General features: G+C 57.5%; 19 protein-coding genes. 10 read left to right on the top strand and 9 right to left on the bottom strand.

The genetic code is table 11. The features are described 5' to 3' along the window. Nucleotides 1-359: 359 nt before the first annotated feature. Entirely contained in the window at nt 360-1,259 is a 900-nt protein-coding gene (locus MKS85_RS00395) for a polysaccharide deacetylase family protein (protein WP_310662525.1), read from the bottom strand. Nucleotides 1,260-1,462: 203 nt separating this feature from the next. On the opposite strand from MKS85_RS00395, the gene MKS85_RS00390 reads away from it, so the two are divergent. The 3 genes from MKS85_RS00390 (at nt 1,463) to MKS85_RS00380 (ending at nt 2,644) form a co-directional block, all read left to right on the top strand. Then, nucleotides 1,463-1,717, top strand: a complete 255-nt coding sequence (locus tag MKS85_RS00390; protein WP_047226592.1) for a DUF6555 family protein — start codon at nt 1,463-1,465, stop codon at nt 1,715-1,717. A 149-nt stretch (nt 1,718-1,866) separates the two neighbouring features. Continuing rightward, on the top strand, nt 1,867-2,097 hold the full coding sequence (locus tag MKS85_RS00385) for a hypothetical protein (protein WP_047226593.1): 231 nt from the start codon (nt 1,867-1,869) through the stop codon (nt 2,095-2,097). A 121-nt stretch (nt 2,098-2,218) separates the two neighbouring features. Beyond that, nucleotides 2,219-2,644 (top strand): hypothetical protein, encoded by a 426-nt coding sequence (locus MKS85_RS00380; RefSeq protein ID WP_047226594.1) that lies wholly within the window; start codon nt 2,219-2,221, stop codon nt 2,642-2,644. 7 nt (nt 2,645-2,651) lie between these two features. Here MKS85_RS00380 and MKS85_RS00375 read toward each other — a convergent pair whose 3' ends face one another. Both MKS85_RS00375 and MKS85_RS00370 read right to left on the bottom strand, forming a co-directional pair. After that, nucleotides 2,652-2,879 (bottom strand): PLD nuclease N-terminal domain-containing protein, encoded by a 228-nt coding sequence (locus MKS85_RS00375; RefSeq protein ID WP_092397840.1) that lies wholly within the window; start codon nt 2,877-2,879, stop codon nt 2,652-2,654. Nucleotides 2,880-2,971: 92 nt separating this feature from the next. After that, a complete protein-coding gene (locus tag MKS85_RS00370) occupies nt 2,972-3,157 on the bottom strand; it encodes a hypothetical protein (protein ID WP_047226596.1) in 186 nt (61 codons plus the stop codon). 270 nt (nt 3,158-3,427) lie between these two features. Here MKS85_RS00370 and MKS85_RS00365 point away from each other — a divergent pair, with 270 nt between their 5' ends. Then, nucleotides 3,428-3,790, top strand: coding sequence for an NUDIX hydrolase (locus MKS85_RS00365; protein WP_047226597.1), 363 nt, complete (start codon nt 3,428-3,430; stop codon nt 3,788-3,790). Nucleotides 3,791-3,971: 181 nt separating this feature from the next. On the opposite strand, the gene MKS85_RS00360 is transcribed toward MKS85_RS00365, so the two are convergent. After that, the gene (locus MKS85_RS00360; protein ID WP_139050382.1) at nt 3,972-4,427 is read right to left on the bottom strand and encodes a helix-turn-helix domain-containing protein; all 456 of its coding nucleotides are present in this window, start codon (nt 4,425-4,427) and stop codon (nt 3,972-3,974) included. Nucleotides 4,428-4,579: 152 nt separating this feature from the next. Between MKS85_RS00360 and MKS85_RS00355 the strand changes: the two genes are divergently transcribed. From MKS85_RS00355 to MKS85_RS00330, 6 genes are all read left to right on the top strand, one after another. Further along, nucleotides 4,580-5,836 (top strand): MFS transporter, encoded by a 1,257-nt coding sequence (locus tag MKS85_RS00355; protein ID WP_139050383.1) that lies wholly within the window; start codon nt 4,580-4,582, stop codon nt 5,834-5,836. A gap of 30 nt (nt 5,837-5,866) precedes the next feature. Next, nucleotides 5,867-6,061, top strand: coding sequence for a hypothetical protein (locus MKS85_RS00350; protein ID WP_257220788.1), 195 nt, complete (start codon nt 5,867-5,869; stop codon nt 6,059-6,061). Then, nucleotides 6,058-6,954: an EamA family transporter gene (locus MKS85_RS00345; RefSeq protein ID WP_310662524.1), complete on the top strand. Its 897-nt coding sequence runs from the start codon at nt 6,058-6,060 to the stop codon at nt 6,952-6,954. The genes MKS85_RS00350 and MKS85_RS00345 overlap by 4 nt, the downstream gene beginning before the upstream one ends. Nucleotides 6,955-7,425: 471 nt before the next feature. After that, complete coding sequence (locus MKS85_RS00340) at nt 7,426-7,635, top strand: hypothetical protein (RefSeq protein WP_310662523.1); 210 nt, start codon at nt 7,426-7,428, stop codon at nt 7,633-7,635. A 90-nt stretch (nt 7,636-7,725) separates the two neighbouring features. Then, nucleotides 7,726-8,466, top strand: coding sequence for a hypothetical protein (locus MKS85_RS00335; RefSeq protein WP_310662522.1), 741 nt, complete (start codon nt 7,726-7,728; stop codon nt 8,464-8,466). 2 nt (nt 8,467-8,468) lie between these two features. Continuing rightward, the gene (locus tag MKS85_RS00330; RefSeq protein ID WP_310662521.1) at nt 8,469-9,161 is read left to right on the top strand and encodes an SOS response-associated peptidase family protein; all 693 of its coding nucleotides are present in this window, start codon (nt 8,469-8,471) and stop codon (nt 9,159-9,161) included. Here MKS85_RS00330 and MKS85_RS00325 read toward each other — a convergent pair. Genes MKS85_RS00325 through MKS85_RS00305 form a run of 5 tightly spaced genes read right to left on the bottom strand, consistent with a single transcriptional unit; the run spans nt 9,139 to nt 11,937 of the window. Further along, nucleotides 9,139-9,654 (bottom strand): lysis system i-spanin subunit Rz, encoded by a 516-nt coding sequence (locus tag MKS85_RS00325; protein WP_310662520.1) that lies wholly within the window; start codon nt 9,652-9,654, stop codon nt 9,139-9,141. The two genes, MKS85_RS00330 and MKS85_RS00325, sit on opposite strands and share 23 nt — an antisense overlap. After that, the gene (locus tag MKS85_RS00320; protein WP_310662519.1) at nt 9,651-10,076 is read right to left on the bottom strand and encodes a cell wall hydrolase; all 426 of its coding nucleotides are present in this window, start codon (nt 10,074-10,076) and stop codon (nt 9,651-9,653) included. Before MKS85_RS00320 ends, MKS85_RS00325 begins: the two co-directional genes overlap by 4 nt. A gap of 51 nt (nt 10,077-10,127) precedes the next feature. Next, nucleotides 10,128-10,496 carry a phage tail protein gene (locus tag MKS85_RS00315; protein ID WP_310662518.1) on the bottom strand — a complete coding sequence of 123 codons (369 nt, stop codon included), beginning with the start codon at nt 10,494-10,496 and terminating at the stop codon, nt 10,128-10,130. Beyond that, nucleotides 10,493-10,804 (bottom strand): hypothetical protein, encoded by a 312-nt coding sequence (locus MKS85_RS00310; protein WP_310662517.1) that lies wholly within the window; start codon nt 10,802-10,804, stop codon nt 10,493-10,495. Before MKS85_RS00310 ends, MKS85_RS00315 begins: the two co-directional genes overlap by 4 nt. Further along, nucleotides 10,801-11,937, bottom strand: coding sequence for a phage tail protein (locus tag MKS85_RS00305; RefSeq protein WP_310662516.1), 1,137 nt, complete (start codon nt 11,935-11,937; stop codon nt 10,801-10,803). Before MKS85_RS00305 ends, MKS85_RS00310 begins: the two co-directional genes overlap by 4 nt. Between the last annotated feature and the right edge of the window lie 31 nt (nt 11,938-11,968).

Here is an 11,968-nt window from a genome sequence, read left to right as displayed (position 1 = left end):
GCATCCTTCGGGGTTGCGCGCGTGCAGCCAACTCTGACCTGCGAACACGACCTTCTAGCGCTGCTATTTAGTGTTAGCCGATCGCTCGCTTCGGTTTCTGCGTACCGGCAACGCCGCCGCGTAAGCCAGCGCTTCCTCACGGGAAGCAAAGGAGCCAAGCCGGTCCACTTGGGTGCAGACCCGCCATGGGCCGCTGTTCACACTGAGTACGTCATAACCGTTGATGTGCACTTTCGTTAGCATCGCAGCACTCATAGTTACCTCCTGCTAGATAAACCTAAGGTACGCCCCTTACCTTACACTCAGTTGGCACCAGGGCATCAACCGGGCGTCGCAATTTCCCGGGAGCGGCATACTCGTCAGGGTGAGCCCGAACCCCACAACCTGTTCCACAACCCAGGCAGTTGCACCGGCTCGGTGCCGTCTTTGACGGTGCGAGCCAGCGCTGCTCGCTCAAGCGCCTGACGGTCGTCATAAAATGGCTTGGTGTCGGTCTTCACCCCAGTCGCCTGGGCAGCGTCGATCAGAATCTGCAGGTACTCCCGGGCGTGTCGCGCGGTGTAGCGATTGAGATCATGAAAGGTCACCACCACCGGAATGACCCCGTCAACGGCAGGTATCTGCCCGCCGGCGATACGTTCACGCACTTCGCTGAGCTGACGTATTAGGTTGATTCGCCGTCTCGGACTCACCGTGATGCCCCAGACTTTGCCGTCGTTGGCACTCAGATCAGTGAGCAACATGTGCAGGCCATGGCGCCGGTAGGCCGCGAAGGTGCGGGTGTCGAAGCTCCAGAACGGCGGCCTCACCAGGCTGGGAGCTGCCCCCGTGATGGCGGCAATGTCGGCGCTCCCATTGAGCAGCGACTGTTCCAGTTCATCTGGGCTGAGGAACCGGTGGTTGCTGTGCCCGGAGGTCGCGGTATGAAAGCCCAGCACATGCCCTTCCTGCTGTTCACGACGCATCACCGAACGCCCGATATCACTGCCACCGGCCCGCGACGCTCGAGTCTGCACAAAAAATACCGCCTTGATCCCCGGCTGCACCGGGTTTTGCGCCAGGGCATCGAGCACGCCCATGCTCGGGTTCCAGAAAGATGATGCGCTGGGCCCGTCATCGAACGTCAGCAGAAAGCGGATCGGCGGCAGCGTGCGAAGGCGCTGTTCGGTCTGCGCAGTCAGCTCGATGGGAGCGCCAATGCATCCCAGCAAAGCGCTGGCAAGGGCTACGAGAGACAACACCCTGGCGAAGATTTTCATTGTGTGCCTTTTATGGTGATCGCACTGACTCGCCTACGATCCATGGCCCTTGGTGCCCAAGCCCAGCTTGGAGAAGGTTAACCGGGTTTGGTTCCCGACCGCGAGCCTCGCCGCGCCCCCCCCGATTTTGACCGTCTGGAGATCCGATGGAATTTTCCGCCCGCCTCTGCATCCATCCGTATAGAACTAATTAGGGAGGATTTATGGGCGGGCCATCGCTTTACATCATCGACTACATGCTCCATGGCGAGCCCAAGTCATTCATCATTCGTGCAGAAGTGATGAACAATTCCGAAGCCTGGCATTGGGCCAGTTGCGACGCGGGTGTCGGGCGCATCCCCAAATTCGGGAGGGAAAAGGTCAAGCGGGTGTCAAAACCACTGGCAGAAAAATACGGTATTACCGACGTGCGCTGGCGAGCCAGTGTCGCGCCGGCCTGGGTAAAAGAGTCAGGCTGAGTCCGCAACCCCTCTTTGGCGCACCGGCCGTCCGGCCGTGCGCCGTTTTCTTCGCCAGACCCGAAACAACTCAACTACGCTTAATTATCGGTACAACCCGCTGCTGGCGGGTTTTGTGCTGCCCTATACACACTCAATGGAGGTGCGACATGTCTGAAAAAGAGTCCATCACCACCGTGCTCACCTTGCTGGAATCGCGTCAGGCGCGATTGGCGGCAGCCTGCAAAGAAATCGCTGACTGGGTCGACCACCAGGGCGGACACCCTACCGCCGTGCGCATCCGGGATCGTCTCAATGACATCGAAAAAGACGCCCCCTCTATCCAGAGCGCGCTGACGTCCCTCAAGCCCGCCGAGCGACCATTGCCCAAGTTCCGCTAACGCATTGCGCTGCACAGGCTCTTCCCCAAGCTCTACCGGTTGGAAAACCGATGGAACGCTGGCGTTCTTTGCGCCTCGATATGGATATGTATCGGAGCAAAGCCGCTAGAGGGAGAACACCATGTACGCCAGAATCCTGCTGTTGATCGCCTGTGCCTGCCCTGCCGTCGCCATGGCGCAAGGCTGCGATGTAATCACTCGGTCCCAGAGCCAAGCGATACCGAAGATCGAAACCCATAGTTGTTACGAATACAAAGGCGTGCCAGCCGAGGCGATTGGCTGGTCGTGCAGCAACGAAAGCAAAGGTGCACTGAGCACTGAAAAGAACCAGGTCGAACGTTGCGCCCAAGGCTATGTAGCGACGTGCCAGGCCCGGCTGACTCAGGAATCCCTGGCCAATCCGCACTCAACCAGCAAGGACCGTGGCGGCGAGTCAGCCAACATCCCTGACGATGCGCAAGTCACCCGGTACTACTACAACACCGAGCAACTGGCGCAAGCACAGAAAGATTGCGAAACCACCGGTGGGCGCTGGAAAAACCAATGAAGGGTCCCTAACCTTTGCTGTGCTCTGGCGACGACGGGCCTTCCTTCACACCGCGAGGGCCGGCAACGCCCCAGATGACCAGGCCCACCACAGGCAAGATGATCAACAACAGCGCCCATCCCGCCTTGGTCCCGACAGTCTTGTCACTGCGAAAGACACTGATGATCGCCCACAGATCCACAAGCAGCAAAAGCACCACAACGCCGATCCAGAAATAGCTGGCTAGTTCAGACATGGTCCAATCCTCTTAAGGTCTATGGTTTAGGCACACCCCCTGACGGTCCGTTCAAAGAATCTGCCATCGCGTCCCCCCGCCCGAACTTGCGTCTATCCACGCTCATTCAGATAGGCGACCCACCGTTCATAAGCGTCATGCTGGCGCTGGACGGCCTGCTCCCAAATCACCCCGCTCGTTTGATGTGCGTCGACGAGCGCCATCATTTCTGAAGTGGCCGCGTCCAGTTCCACGAGAAGCTCGTGGGATTTGATTTTGAAGTCTTCAACCGTGGTCATGTCTGCTCACTTCCCCTCTACCCGAGGTTGGCTATCCACCCAACATGGATACGTTTTTTCCAAGCTGATTCAGTCGAGGCGATGATCGGTCCAATGCCCAGTCCAGACACATAGCGAGTGCGGGGATGAAATGAAGTTCAGTCTTTCGACGATTGGCGCGGTCGTACAGAGAGGCCCCGGTAAAAACTGTAGTGGACAGTCCGTATGACATCGGGCTCAAATATTGCATTTATATTTCAATTTAATGACAGTCACGGATTGAGCAAGGCCATGAAAATTCGAGCGACCGTCATCTGCGAGGAAGATCGCCACATCTTGCTCGTGCGCAAGGCAAACAGCCGCTGGACATTGCCTGGTGGAACCGTTGAGCGCGGCGAAACCCATGCTGGGGCGGCACTACGCGAGTTGGCAGAAGAGACCGGGCTGGACGCGCACAACCTGCTTTATCTGATGCGCATCAGCGACGGTGAAACCGAACACCACGTGTTCGAAGCCGCGGTCACCGATTCAAAGACCGCCCGGCCACAGAATGAAATCAGCGACTGCCTCTGGCATCCGCTGGACGCTATCGCGCAACTGCAAATGAAAAAGGGCACGCGGGAGATTCTCGAGGCATTTCGGCGCAGGTTGTGAGCGCAGCTTGGATAAGATGGTTTCACGGAGCAGAAACAAACAAGGGTTTGCATTAGCTTTCGCTCGCAAACCCTTGATTTTAGATGGTCGGTCAGGTCTTCGTTCGATTCAGCCAACTCTTCGGCGCCTCGGACCACTTGATCGGCGATCCGTTGCTGTCGACCAGTCGTTTCGACTCGCGTCAACCCCAGCGCTTGACGACCCGTCGATGACAATCGGCCGGGGTTAACACCTTGCCCGCCTTGGAACGTACGGCGATGGTTTCTACCGGCTCCGACAATTCATTGTCGAGCAGCACTGAATAGCTCTCCCCTGTGTTGAACAAGTAGCGCTCCCCCCACTGGCGCATGCTGACGACGATGGGAAACACCGCGCGCCCCATTTCAGTCAGCACATATTCTTTGTAGGCACTGCCGTCGGATGCCGGCTGGATGTTGAATACGCCCAACTCGACGAGCATTTTGAGCTTGACCGTGAGGATGTTCTTGGCGAGACCAAGACGTTTCTGAAACTCACTGAAGCGGCGAACGTCGTCGAACGCGTCGCGAATAATCATTAATACCCAGCGATCTCCGATCGCTTCAAGCGTGCGAGCGACCGGGCATTCGCTCTGCGCCAGTAATTCCTGTCTGGCCATGGGTCTCCTGGAGGCGAGTCAGTAGGAAGGGGGGGAAAGTTTCTAACGTCAGACGAAAATGTTTTATAAATTTGGTTGCATTTAACAACTTCATTTGATAGAAATCAACGAATCGGTTTCCTTTCGAAACCACATATTCCAAGGAAGGAGTGATGCCGCTCAAGTCTCATGCCCCGGTAAAGATGGACATCGAAGCCGAAAAATACAGCGGTGGGCACACGCGAGCACCCCAAACCCGGGACACCTCCAAGCTCAGTCGCTATCAGACTTTTCTTTTTGCAATTACCTGCGCCATGGCGGTCGCAAACGTCTACTTCGCCCAGCCTTTGCTGGAGTCGATGGCTGCCAGCCTGTCGGTTTCGTCGGGCACGATTGGTGTCGTAGTGACCGCGACACAAGCCGGTTATGCTGTCGGATTGTTGTTCATCGTTCCGCTGGGTGATTTGCTCAATCGCAAGAAACTTATCCTTACACAAATGCTGCTGTCGGCTCTGGCCCTATGCGCAGTTGGCGTGTCGCAGGATTGGGGCATGTTGCTCGGCGCGATGGTGCTGGTGGGCATGATGGCGGTCGTGGTGCAAGTGGTGGTTGCCTACGCCGCTTCGCTGGCGAGTCCCGAGCAGCGTGGCGAAGCCGTCGGCACCGTGACCAGTGGCGTGGTGCTGGGAATTCTGCTGGCCCGTTTCGTCTCCGGTGCAGTGGCTGATCTGGCCGGCTGGCGCGGTGTTTATTTTGTCTCAGCCGCCCTGATGATCGGCATGGCACTGGTGCTGATGCGCACCATGCCTGCCTCCACCACGCCACCGGCGAAAGGCGGCTACTGGCAATTACTGCGATCGGTGTTCCAGTTGTACCTGACCGAGCGCACATTGCGTGTCCGGGGCACCTTCGCCCTGCTGATCTTCGCCGCGTTCAGTGTGTTGTGGACGTCGATGGTACTGCCACTCAGCGCGCCGCCGTTGTCGCTGACACACACGCAGATTGGTTTGTTCGGACTCGCCGGTGTGGCCGGTGCGCTGGCAGCGGCACGGGCCGGACGGCTCGCCGACCAAGGGCTCGGCAATCGCACCACGGGCGTCGCGTTGGCACTGTTGACCTTGTCCTGGCTGCCTACGGCGTTCGTTGAACACTCATTGTTCGCCATGGCGGTAGGTGTGGTGCTATTGGATTTCGCCGTGCAAGCCGTCCATGTCACCAATCAGAGCCTGATCTTTGCCGCACGACCCGATGCACAAAGCCGACTGGTGGCCGCTTACATGTGCTTCTATTCGGTGGGCAGTGGTCTGGGTGCAATAGCCGCTACTTATACTTATGCACACTTTGGCTGGGTCGCCGTTTGTATATTGGGTGCCGCTATCAGCGCAGTCGCCCTGCTGTACTGGTTCTACCTGGGACTGACTTCCAAGTAACTTTCCAACGATTCGGCGTTCCGCGCGTCGGTGCCACAGGAGCTGTCACCGGCAACCTGCAGCGCCGCCACGGTGATGTTCGGCGTACCCGAGGACATGACGCTCGACGTGATCGAACAGGGCGAAATCCGCACCATGGTTAATGACAGGCTGACGTTGGCGACGTACGAATTGAACCTCCGCGGCGTGACACCGACCTCCTTCATCAAGGCAAATAATCCATGAAACCACTGCACGTAGTGTTGGCTGTATTGATAACGGCAATCTGGGGTGTGAATTTCTCTGTGATCAAACTGGGACTGGCCACCGTCGACCCGTTCATCCTGGCGGGTATCCGCTTCAGTCTCTGTGCGTTACCGGCGATTTTCTTCATCCGTAAACCCGAAGTGCCGTGGCGCTACATCATCGGCTATGGCCTGGTGTTCGGCATTGGTCTGTGGGGCGTGGTCAATCTGGGTATCAAGGCCGGGCTGTCGGCGGGCATCGCGTCGCTGGTGCTGCAATTCAGCGCGTTCTTCACCATCCTGCTCGGCGGTTGGGTGGTCAAGGAAGCGCTGACCCGCTTCCAGGTGCTGGGAATGTTGATCGCCCTCGCGGGGCTGTTGTGCATCATCAAGATCAGTGACGGTTCGGTGAGCCTGACCGGCGTATTGCTGGTACTGGTGGGCGCGGCGTCTTGGAGCGTTGCCAACATCATCAACAAGAAGGCCAGCACCAAGGATGTCTTCGGCTTTCTGGTCTGGTCCAGTGCGCTTGCACCGATTCCGCTGTTCGCCCTCGATTACGCGGTGAACGGCAGCGCCGGCTACACCGCGCTTGTCAGTCAGGTGAACACGACTGCCGTGTTGTCGATCCTGTTCCAGGTCTATCCCAATACGCTGTTCGCTTACTGGATCTGGAACTCGCTGCTCAAAACCTATCCGGTCTCCACAGTGGCGCCGCTCTCTCTGCTGGTGCCGATCTTCGGCATGCTCGGCTCGGTAGTGGTGTTCAACGAAAGTGTGCCGGTGAGCAAAGTACTGGCGGTGGTCCTGATCGTACTCGGCCTGGCCGTCGGCCTCTATGGTCAGCGTATTTTCAATGCTATGTTCGCGCGCCCTGTGCGCACTTCAATGTGAATCGATAGGGAACCGGCATGAGCCTGGGAAGAAGCGATTTTATGGGCGCCATTGTAGGAGCGGCCCTGATTGGAGGCAGTATGTTCGGAAAAAAAAGGGCTTGCATGAGGTATGTCATGCAAGCCCTTGATATTCATGGTGCCCGAAGCCGGAATCGAACCGGCACGCCCTTACGAGCGGGGGATTTTAAGTCCTTAGTGGAAGTCAATCAGGCCGTGGCGTGCAATAGGTTTTCTGGTCCGCAATTAACCTAAAATCATTGCTATATCAGCCAATGTTTCCGCATCCCCTAAAATGATTGCGGACCGGAAATTACCCCCATTGCATCCCGAAACAGCCTGAATTTTATTAGCCATCTGGCCATTCCTTTATGCCGATCTTGCATAAATCACCACCCTCCTGCGGCGTTCTGCCGACCGAACACCCTTACCCCGAACTGCTACGCTTATTTCTCCGAAGTAGGAGTCGCCAATGCAGAATCTCGACCTGCTCCCATCATTGCTTTCGAAGATCAACGAAAACCAGCGTGCCCTGGAAGCAGCCATCATGGAGCTGACCAATTGGGTAGATAGGCAAGGATCGAATCAGGTGTCCGCCAATGTGCGCGGAGCCTTGGCGACCTTGGACCTAAACGAGGAATTCATCAAAATGAGCCTGGCAGTAATGATGTCATCTGACTGAAAGACCGCAGCTCGTCGCCCAGTCCTCGCCCGAATCATCGCCCCTCGATTACTGTATATCCAAACAGTATTCAGCAAGCGAACCCCAACCATGAACTTCGAACAGGCGAAAGCGCTAAGGCTCAAGCATTGGCGAGATACCCTTGATGACCACGATTTTCGGATGCAGTCTCCTGAGAGACACAGGTCCACGCTCCATGAGATATCAGCCCGACTGACGGAAGAAGGCCTGATCAACCCCCTGGACCAGTTCGACATGGATGAAATGGCGAACGCTGCATATTGGCTGGCCGTGGAGGAGTTGCAGGCATGTCCTATCCTCTACCGTCCGTCCTACGGCTATGACGTGGTGCCGAAAGGCGGCGGCCCTAGGTTTGGGAAAATCTTTCATTCAATTTTGATGCTCGACAACAATCTGGGGAACAAACTTCAACCCTATGACGGCAAGGTATGCCGGGATGGGACGGGCTTAATGCTGAAGTTCAGCTACGCCAATACCACCGGTCGCATCGATGGGCTGACCCTTACGCTGGATGGCGGTCGGCAATTCGATCTGGTTGCGACAGAACGGATGGTCGAGGGCGTGGTGTACCCGGTCACAGAGGATCCGGACGTGTACCGCTGGATGCTGGACGTGGTGCAGGTCGCTACGGAGAACAAGCACTTTTCAATTATGGAAAAGGTCAGGCCGTTTTTTGAGATGGCAAAGTTCCTTCCGTGCTCGGCATGCCAGGACCACTTTGGTAAGCGCGACGACTGTGCGGCTTGCGGTGGACTCGGTTTCGCACCGAAGCCTGAACCGCCCAGCTACACTCTAAAGCCGGAGGAATGAACATGTGCGGACGACTCTCCCAGTACACGGGTATTCACGACTTCGTGGCGGCGCTGAGCATGCCGAATGCCCTGGTCAATTCCGCCGGCGACCTGCCGCTGGAGAAGTACAACGGCGCGCCGTCGCAGCAGCTCGCCCTCATCCACCAGGAAGGCGACATACTGCATGCCGACCTAGTGCGCTGGGGTTGGCGACCGCACTGGGCCAAGGACCGTGCCGCACCAATCAATGCCCGGGTCGAGAAAGTCGCCCACGGCCCGTTCTACCGGGCGATCTGGCCGAACCGCGCTATCACGCCGATCAATAACTGGTTCGAGTGGGTAGATGAGGGTGGGCCGAAGAAGCAGCCCTACCTGATCCGCCGGCGTGACCTGGCCCCGATCTTCTGCGCCGCCATCGGCCAGTTCCCTACCGGTGACCGTGATCCAGGTGAGCACGACGGCTTCGTGATCATCACCGCCGACAGCCAGGGCGGCATGGTCGATATCCATGACCGCCGACCGGTTGTACTGGATGCAGACCTTGCCCGGGAATGGCTCGACCCAAGCACACCCAAGGAGCGCGCCGAGCAGATCGTTCTGCAGCAGGGCGAGCCGGCCGAGGCCTTCGAGTGGTTCAAGGTTGACCGGGCTATCGGAAACGTGCGGAACCAAGGGCCCGAGCTGATCCGCCCTATCGCTGATTCAATTCCCTGACATACGCCTGGCACGCTCTCAGCGCGATCAGTCCCCGGTCGCCGTCGTCGGTGATCCCGATAATTCTTTGAGCATGCGCTGGGTCAAGTTGGGCTCGATGGGCTCCATGAACCATGCCGACGGCGCCGGCGGTGGCAGGCACTCCGTTGCAACTGGCTGGATCCTCGGCAAGGAGGACTGACAGCCGCAAATCAGCAGTGGCAAGGCGATCGCGCAGGCGAGCCTGATTCGTTTGAGCATCGCTCAGTTCCTTGTGGTGGGTTTGGTCATTGGCGGCCAGTCGCTGCTCCAGGGCCAGACGCTTATCCTGTTCTGCCTGGGCCTGGGCTGTGGCCGCTCTGCTGATCTTGTCCAGGTCGGATTGATGTAGGCCGGCCTGCTCCGCCAGTTTCATCCCGTAGCGCCAGTCCTGGACCTTCCAAGTCGCGCTCATGACCAGGATCAGCGCCACGGCCACACCGGCGATCAGCAGCTTCAGCGTGACGGGACTCATGGGACGTCCTTGAAGAAGATGTGATGCCCGAGGCGGAACGTCTGCGTGGCGCCCTTGGCCCAGGCCGGCGGCTTCGGCATGGTGGTGGCGTAGTAGTGGGTCGCGCCTTTGGTAATGTCGGACTCCTGGCCGGAGATCACCAGATCCGCCGCCCGCTGGGCCTGGGCGAACTGCTTCGGCGGGATCGGCTTGGCGCCGCTCAGGTACGGATAGTTCGGGTCGTTCTTGTTCCAGCAGCTGAACTGGTACGGCTTCAGGCAGACGCCGGCGTAGCCCTCGCCCCACCACGACCGGTCCTTACCATCGTTCACGCGGTTGCGGATTACGCAGGCCACGGCCACCTGGCCGGCGAAGCTCTCGCCACGGGCTTCTCCCCACAGCGTGCGCGCGAGGATGTCGCGATCCCTTTCGGTTGCGGTCATAACTTTTCTCCAGACGAAAAAAATCCCCGACTGTCGGGGCTTCGATTTGGGTCAGATGGTTTCGGATGCGGACCGCATGGGGGCGGCGATGATTTCCGGGATTGGCGGCTCGACCGGCCATACCGGCGCCTGATACCAGGTTGGCTGAACCGTGACCTTGCCAAGGGCGTACTTGTAAGTTTTCCAGGTCTTTAGCGTAATCAGAAGCGCAGCCTGCTCGGCTTCTTCCTCGGGAGTAGCTTCACCTATGTCGATACCGAAGCCGATGGTGTCAATTCGGTCCTGAATACGAGCGATCTGGACGACAGCCTTGTTATTCCTGGCGGTTAGTTCTGCTTTGGCATTGACCAACTGAACGGCAGCCGCAGCGGCATCTTTCATGGCCTTGGTGATCAACTGGGACCAGTCAATATTGCTCATGCGCTTACCTCGCTAAGTGGCCGAGGGAAGAGAACTAATCCATCGGGGACGTTTTCCAGTGGAACCGGGAAGGCTTGCTCTTGGCTGTAGTTCCATGGAAGCGGCAGGAGCAGCGCGAGGGTCAGCTCTCCATTGATACGATCAACAGGACCAGCAAACCAAATCGACTCGATCGCACTCCTTGGCAATGTATCACCCTCTCCAACCCGGGATAGATCGAATGACTCTCCGTTAACTACAAGTACGTCACCTTGTTTTATCACTTCCAGCGTATCGTCTCGGCGCTGCGGACTAAGAATAATTTTCATGCAACCCATCTCCCAAAGCCAAAGTACTCGATGCTGACGGAGCGAGTAGCGCTTACTAATTCAATTTCATAAACAAGCGGAGTGCTAGATGCTGTGGCGGAACCACCTTTAGATATCCACCCTACACCGCTAGAAGAAGACGAACTGACCATTACTCTAGGCGTAGATATAAAACTTACTGCCCATGCGACTGGGGATATCGCAGCGCTTCGAAACATTGTACCTGAAGTTATGTTTACGTCCAAAGTAGGATATGCGTCAGTCCTTGCGCATATCATCGTACCATCAGCAAACTTGACGTAGTATCCGTTTGCGTTACTACCACTCTCTACAATAGCGCCTGTAGGCACGCCACCCGCTTGAGAAACTGTTCCGACAACGTCATTCGCGGTATAGACCCTTCTGAAATTCTGCCAAGTACCGTCAGCCTTCGCCCTGAAGTAGCAACCTGACGTCGGGTTCGTTGACGCTGTCATAACGAACTGAGCCGCCAGATTAGGACTCCTGCTCAAATGAATTCCCATCGGGAAAGTACCAAACCCAAGTGATGCCGGAAAATCTGACGGTGATGCGTCAGTGGTGGCGAACATGCTATTGCCGATAAGGGTATTGAGCACTTTACCGGCTGGCGTATTCCCCGTGGGAGCGTCACCAGTCCCTATGCCGTGATCGCCAACCTTCAAAACCCTACCCGCAGTAGTGTCCGCTGCTGAAGTTGTCAGTGTGGATGTAGAGGCGGTGCCCAGTCCCAGCCCGCTCCTCGCCTCAGCCGCAGTCGTACCGCCGGTACCGCCCTTGCTGATCGGCAGAATATCGTAGTTGCCGGTCGTCTTCAGTGCGGCGAGCTGGGCGCCGTATGTGTTTACGATAGCCCGCAAGGCATCAGCGGAATCCTTGACGTAGCCCTGCATTGGCGCCAGAGCGTAGCTGCCGCCAGACGCCGTCGCGCCGATGTAGGGGGGGTCGATGGAAATCGCAGTATTGCTCGCCACGTTGGTGACTTCATACCATCGGCCATCCGGCCCACGAAACGCATCACCGACACGGCAGTTCACGATGAAAGCGGTGCCTGTACCTGTTACCGCGTTGGAATTCAGGGTGACGGAGACCGTCCCAGTTTTGTACCAGGGCATGGAGTTATCCTTTTTTCAGGCAATAAAAAAC

The sequence above is a fragment of the Pseudomonas sp. JL2 genome (assembly GCF_031570495.1).
GTDB classification, from domain to species: Bacteria; Pseudomonadota; Gammaproteobacteria; order Pseudomonadales; family Pseudomonadaceae; genus Aquipseudomonas; species Aquipseudomonas rhizophila.
Note: the sequence above shows the minus strand (reverse complement) of the source record. Positions and strands in the feature narration are given on the sequence as shown.

Coding starts and splice junctions, on each gene's coding strand:
- MKS85_RS00395 (WP_310662525.1), bottom strand. CDS start 1,259: ATGAAAATCTTCGCCAGGGTGTTGTCTCTCGTAGCCCTTGCCAGCGCT.
- MKS85_RS00390 (WP_047226592.1), top strand. CDS start 1,463: ATGGGCGGGCCATCGCTTTACATCATCGACTACATGCTCCATGGCGAG.
- MKS85_RS00385 (WP_047226593.1), top strand. CDS start 1,867: ATGTCTGAAAAAGAGTCCATCACCACCGTGCTCACCTTGCTGGAATCG.
- MKS85_RS00380 (WP_047226594.1), top strand. CDS start 2,219: ATGTACGCCAGAATCCTGCTGTTGATCGCCTGTGCCTGCCCTGCCGTC.
- MKS85_RS00375 (WP_092397840.1), bottom strand. CDS start 2,879: ATGTCTGAACTAGCCAGCTATTTCTGGATCGGCGTTGTGGTGCTTTTG.
- MKS85_RS00370 (WP_047226596.1), bottom strand. CDS start 3,157: ATGACCACGGTTGAAGACTTCAAAATCAAATCCCACGAGCTTCTCGTG.
- MKS85_RS00365 (WP_047226597.1), top strand. CDS start 3,428: ATGAAAATTCGAGCGACCGTCATCTGCGAGGAAGATCGCCACATCTTG.
- MKS85_RS00360 (WP_139050382.1), bottom strand. CDS start 4,427: ATGGCCAGACAGGAATTACTGGCGCAGAGCGAATGCCCGGTCGCTCGC.
- MKS85_RS00355 (WP_139050383.1), top strand. CDS start 4,580: ATGCCGCTCAAGTCTCATGCCCCGGTAAAGATGGACATCGAAGCCGAA.
- MKS85_RS00345 (WP_310662524.1), top strand. CDS start 6,058: ATGAAACCACTGCACGTAGTGTTGGCTGTATTGATAACGGCAATCTGG.
- MKS85_RS00340 (WP_310662523.1), top strand. CDS start 7,426: ATGCAGAATCTCGACCTGCTCCCATCATTGCTTTCGAAGATCAACGAA.
- MKS85_RS00335 (WP_310662522.1), top strand. CDS start 7,726: ATGAACTTCGAACAGGCGAAAGCGCTAAGGCTCAAGCATTGGCGAGAT.
- MKS85_RS00330 (WP_310662521.1), top strand. CDS start 8,469: ATGTGCGGACGACTCTCCCAGTACACGGGTATTCACGACTTCGTGGCG.
- MKS85_RS00325 (WP_310662520.1), bottom strand. CDS start 9,654: ATGAGTCCCGTCACGCTGAAGCTGCTGATCGCCGGTGTGGCCGTGGCG.
- MKS85_RS00320 (WP_310662519.1), bottom strand. CDS start 10,076: ATGACCGCAACCGAAAGGGATCGCGACATCCTCGCGCGCACGCTGTGG.
- MKS85_RS00315 (WP_310662518.1), bottom strand. CDS start 10,496: ATGAGCAATATTGACTGGTCCCAGTTGATCACCAAGGCCATGAAAGAT.
- MKS85_RS00310 (WP_310662517.1), bottom strand. CDS start 10,804: ATGAAAATTATTCTTAGTCCGCAGCGCCGAGACGATACGCTGGAAGTG.
- MKS85_RS00305 (WP_310662516.1), bottom strand. CDS start 11,937: ATGCCCTGGTACAAAACTGGGACGGTCTCCGTCACCCTGAATTCCAAC.